Genomic DNA, 5,225 nt, shown 5'->3' on the forward strand with positions numbered 1-5,225 from the left:
AGTATTTTGACTCAAAACTTTACCCTTTAAATTACTAAATTTAACTTGAAAATACTAAACTTTAACCCAAAATAATAAAACTTTAACTTGAATTTTTCAAAATTACAAAACTTTAACCCAAAATGATAAAACTTTAATTTTTTGTAATTTTTACATAAAAGTGTTAACTTTAAAATCCCAAACTTTATAATTTTGGGAAATTATCAATACTTTTTTAATTTATTCTTTATTTTCAAAATAATCTTTATATACTTATATATTATGTATAAGGCTATAAAAGAACAACAAGAAATAGAAATAGATCATGCATGCAGAATACTTATTCTTACCGCAACAATATTTGAAATAAATTCAATATTCGAAAATTATTATCAAAAAACTCTACTCAAAAAGTATAACGAAAATCTCAAAAACAAAAATCTACCTCCTAGTAATATATCAACAATGAAAAAATACTTAAATCAATTAGAAAAAGAAATAAAAATCATAGCAAAATTCTATTTTAAAAACGATCAATCTCTAATTTATTGCAAACTTAATTATACCCTAGAAAAAATTTGTTTAAAACTAATAAAATTCTACAAAAAATTCTACAAAGAATTAAAACAATTTACACAAAAGAACATTACTACTTAATTGTAAATACATTATAAAATAATCTTATGCAAATATTTAGAAATACAAATTGTAAAGATATATATTTTTATTTAAATAAATAATAAAAATTGCTGGCACACTAATTTGGAAAAATCTTTAAAAGAAATACTAGGTATGAATAGCAAAAATAAGCTATCTTCACACTTAATAATTCTTATTTACACACTAAACAATATTAATCTAAATTTAAATATTGAGTACTATAATAGGGGGTTTATACGCCGTGCGTTTACTTTTAACGTAGATAGATATTGCAATACTAGTAAAGATATTGAAATAGACATAGACTTACTAATAAAGTATCTAGATATTTTAGAAAACAATCTAAAAATCATAGCTAATAAATATAAAGTAGAAAAAAATATATTCAAACTTTACTACATAATCAATTATCCTTTAAAAATATGTTACACAAAAATTAGGAACTACTATAAATAGACTATATAATGGTTTAACGCCAAAAAATACTGCACTATATTTACAATATAATGGTTTAACGCCAAAAAATACTGCACTATATTTACAATATAATAGGGGGCTAATTCATTATGAATGGAATAATTAACGATACACTGGTCGCAAGAATAACAAAGCAAATTAAATTTGCTAAGAATAAGTTAATCATTCTTGTCAAAACACTAGATCACATGAATCAAGAATTATTCTATAGTGAAAACAAAGATTATACTCATTTATTAATAAAAAGCAAGTTTAATCTTGCTCTAGCTAAAACTACTCAACACGAAGTTAATTATAAAACCCTATTAGAATATCTTGAAATATTAGAAAAAAATCCAAAAGTAATCTTAAAATGTCCCACAAATAAAGAAAATGAAAGCTTTATAGGCCGTTATACACTCCTTTACCCTTTAGAAGTTTGTTGCACTAAAATTTATAATCTTCATCCTAATATTTAAGCTAATATAATCCAGAAAATTTACTATAATCGATTATATAAATAGTAAACCAATATCTATCCTAGTATATTATGGCCTATAATAGGCCCAATAAAGAATATTTTGATCTATAAATGATAAATCCATAAAGGACTATATGTCTTTTATGGATTTTGAACATGAATAATTATTAAATTACCAATATAAAGCTAAATACAAAATAAATCCAATATATCTTTAAATTCTAGAAAATTTTTAATCTAAAAAAATCATTATTATAGTGCCCAAAACAAAATAAAACTTAAACTGGGAAAATTAGTGTTACATAAAATGAATAGGGCTTAAGACAAATTCTTTATAAAAAACTTGCTTTAAGCCCTATTTCACGATCACTTCTTTGTAATTCGAACTCTCGTCGAACTATTTATAGTATAACAAAAATTAAACCATAGTCAAGTTGTATTTTAAATAAATTTTAATCTCAATTACTAAAACTTTACAATATAACTAAAATTGATATAAGAGTATTTACTTTTATAGCAATTTTAGTTATATTGTAAAATGATCACTACAATTGTAAGGAGAAGTCTCTATGAATTCAAAAACAACAAATAAAACCAATAGAAATTGCTATAATAAAGTTCAACACAAATTAATAGTTCTTATTTCAACAATATGCTATCTAAACAAAACACATAAGAAATATACACAAAAAACCATACTCTATTACTTTAATGAAAATCTAAGAAAAAACGGTCAAACTATTTCTACACTAAGAACTATGCAAAAGTATATCTATAGACTACAAAAAGAAATAAAAGTCACAACAAACTACTATCAACATATGGGGGTAAATTCGGGTACGGAAATTTATTACAAGCTTAATTATCCTAAAAAAGATTGTTATCATAAAATAAACCAGCACTTTAAAGAAAAAAAGAAGAAAGATACCAAAATAGAGTTGCCAACTATTTCAACAAAAATTCTGATTCAAAAATGGGTAGTGTGCAATTGGGGGAGTGTAATAATAATAATAATAATATAAAAGAAGAAAGAAAAATTAACGAAATAGAAAAGTATCAAGTAATAAAATACTTCAACAAGTGTGACTTTTCATGTAAAGAAATTCTTCCAGTTTTATTAACATTAAATATTGATAAAGAAAACATAATTAAAATAATAAAAATCCTAAAAATAACCGAAATTAACTCAAAAAATAAAAATATACGCCCTACTAAATCTTGTATTAAAAAAAAACAAGAAAAATTAAAGGGAATTCTATGTAACACTCAAAAAGAATTAGAAGAAAACGGGTACAATTCCAAACAATTAGAAATAAATTTTCAAAAAATATACGAAAATTACAAATATAAACCCCATTTTATTATTGAAAATCATAAATATAGCGATTTAAACAACATAAAACGTAAATTGGAAAAGTCAATTGAAAGAAAAAAAGAAAATTCTCAACAAGATTATGAAAATTTAAAGATAAACGTTTTCAATATCCTTATTGAACAACTAAAAAAAGAAACAAATATTGAAATTCTAAAGCCTATTATAAAAGAATATTTGAATAACCAAAAAAAAATAAAATACAACAAAATATTTGGCATATATTATCTTGAATTACTAGAAATAATAAAAAATAGAAAACATGATCTAAATTTAGAAAAATTTAGTAAAAAAGTTGTTTAGGTGCTAAAATATGAAAAGTTTATTTAGATTAGTGCAGAAAATTGAGTTCAAAAATACGAATTATTCCATAGAGGCTAAAGAATAAATGATAAAAACACCAATAATTAGTGAATATCAATTTAAAATAGCTTTAAAATTAATCAAAATGGGTGAAATTATTGTATTTCCAACAGATACGGTTTACGCTATAGGGGCCAATATTTATGATGAATATGCAGTGAGAATGATAAATTTAGTAAAAAAAAAATCCATTAATGAGCCCTTAATGCTTTATGTTGATACAATAGAGAAAATAAAAGAATTATCCAGCCATGTTCCTAAAAGTGCTAAGATTTTAATGGAAAAGTTTAGTCCGGGCCCTTTAACTTATGTTCTTAAAAAATCAATAAAAATACCTAAATTCATTAATAATAACTTAGATACAGTGGCAATAAGAATACCCAAAAATAAAACCGCATTAAATTTAATTAGAAAATTGAAAAACCCTCTTGTAGTATCATCAGCAAATTTATCCAAAAGGCCTAGTTCAACAAGTTTTAGCATGGCTTTAAAAGAATTAAATGGGCTTGTAGGAGGGATAATAATGCCAAAAAAAAATAAAGACTCTAATATTGGCATAGAGTCAACTATTATTGAATTTGACTCGAAAGATAATGTAATAATATTAAGGCCCGGTGCAATAACAAAAAAAATGATAGAAAAAGTGCTAGGCAGTAGATATAAAGTAAATTATGCAAAGGAAACAAAAATAGACTTAAAAAAAATGTTTTCTTATAGGCTAAGAATACCTGTCCATACATTTAAACGCGGGGATAACATAAGAAAATATTTAAAAACGAATACAAAAGTACTTATCACAAGAGACACTTTTAAATTTTATTTTTTTAGTTTTTTATGGGATAAAAAAAATATTATATTATTCGATTCTTTAATAGAATATGCAGAAAATCTTTATAAAGAGCTAGTAAATGCCGAAGAAAAATATGATCAAGTTATTGTTGAAATAGTAGAAAATGAAGAACTAGGGTATGCTATAAATAATAGAATTGTAAAGGCTAGCTCAAATAATTTCATGTAAATTCATTAATAAATTTTTACTATTCTAATAAATTGTTATATGTTTCCCATATATAATGGAAAACATATTCGAGTACTTAAAATTAAATGCCGTCGAAATTTGTGTTTTAAAAGATATAAAAAAAGTTATTTATAAGTTCTATGAGTCGATTTTAGATATAGAAAATGATGCGGAGACAATAAATATATTGTCTCCGCATAAAAGTCAAAACATTTTAAATGAATTTTTTTTTAATTTGGGGCCAAAAAAGTCTAAAGAATTAATCAACCTTTTTCGTAAAATTAAAGTAAAGCTGGGTGATAATGTGTTTGAAAATAAGGTTTTCATATTCTATTTATGTCTTGATGATGTAGATTTTTTTAAACTTTTGTATGTGCTTGATAAAAGCAATTTTGATGATTATCTAATATTGATTTATGAAAAATTTCTTGCTATAAGAAAAGATTTGAAATTAATATTGAACAATTATGGTTCGAATAACTTGTAATTTAAAGTAAATGTATTAGCCCCTTTTTGGGGCTAATAACATATTCTGTATTTGTAATTTAGGATTGTTGCAATAATATTATCTATTATTGTAATATACAAGATTCACGTTTTGTATGTTGCAGTAAAGGGGCAGTTTTTGTATGGATTTTTGTGTAGAAAAATTTTCATTAATTTTTGGTTGCTCTTCTACTACTCTAGAAGAGTTTTCCTCCTTTTTATTGAATTTCTGACTTTATTTTTGCACTTATGATATAAAGAACTGTCCTTTGTATATGATTTAGAATACAATATAGCATTATGCCTTTTAATTTAAAGAGCGTTATTTGTTCCTAAAAAAGAAAAGAATTTCAAGTGCAGCTAATAAAATAGGAGCCAATAATGGCTCTACAGCTTTATACTAAAAAAAA

5 protein-coding genes and 1 pseudogene are annotated in these 5,225 nt (G+C 23.7%); all 6 read left to right on the forward strand.

What is annotated here, in order from left to right; translation table 11 throughout:
* Window positions 1-261 precede the first annotated feature (261 nt).
* The 6 genes and pseudogenes from Bmayo_RS06150 (at window position 262) to Bmayo_RS06175 (ending at window position 4,816) form a co-directional block, all read left to right on the forward strand.
* A complete protein-coding gene (locus Bmayo_RS06150; protein WP_010883948.1) occupies window positions 262-636 on the forward strand; it encodes a plasmid maintenance protein in 375 nt (124 codons plus the stop codon).
* Between the two features lie 105 nt (window positions 637-741).
* Entirely contained in the window at window positions 742-1,095 is a 354-nt protein-coding gene (locus Bmayo_RS06155) for a hypothetical protein (RefSeq protein ID WP_010883945.1), read from the forward strand.
* A 110-nt stretch (window positions 1,096-1,205) separates the two neighbouring features.
* Window positions 1,206-1,574, forward strand: coding sequence for a plasmid maintenance protein (locus Bmayo_RS06160; RefSeq protein WP_012666029.1), 369 nt, complete (start codon window positions 1,206-1,208; stop codon window positions 1,572-1,574).
* A gap of 571 nt (window positions 1,575-2,145) precedes the next feature.
* Window positions 2,146-3,251 (forward strand): annotated as a pseudogene (locus tag Bmayo_RS06165) (plasmid maintenance protein).
* Window positions 3,252-3,336: 85 nt separating this feature from the next.
* Complete coding sequence (locus tag Bmayo_RS06170) at window positions 3,337-4,329, forward strand: L-threonylcarbamoyladenylate synthase (protein ID WP_012666031.1); 993 nt, start codon at window positions 3,337-3,339, stop codon at window positions 4,327-4,329.
* A 55-nt stretch (window positions 4,330-4,384) separates the two neighbouring features.
* Complete coding sequence (locus tag Bmayo_RS06175; RefSeq protein WP_002657151.1) at window positions 4,385-4,816, forward strand: P52 family lipoprotein; 432 nt, start codon at window positions 4,385-4,387, stop codon at window positions 4,814-4,816.
* The last annotated feature ends 409 nt before the right edge of the window (window positions 4,817-5,225 follow it).

The organism is Borreliella mayonii, from assembly GCF_001945665.1.
In the GTDB taxonomy this organism is placed as follows: domain Bacteria; phylum Spirochaetota; class Spirochaetia; order Borreliales; family Borreliaceae; genus Borreliella; species Borreliella mayonii.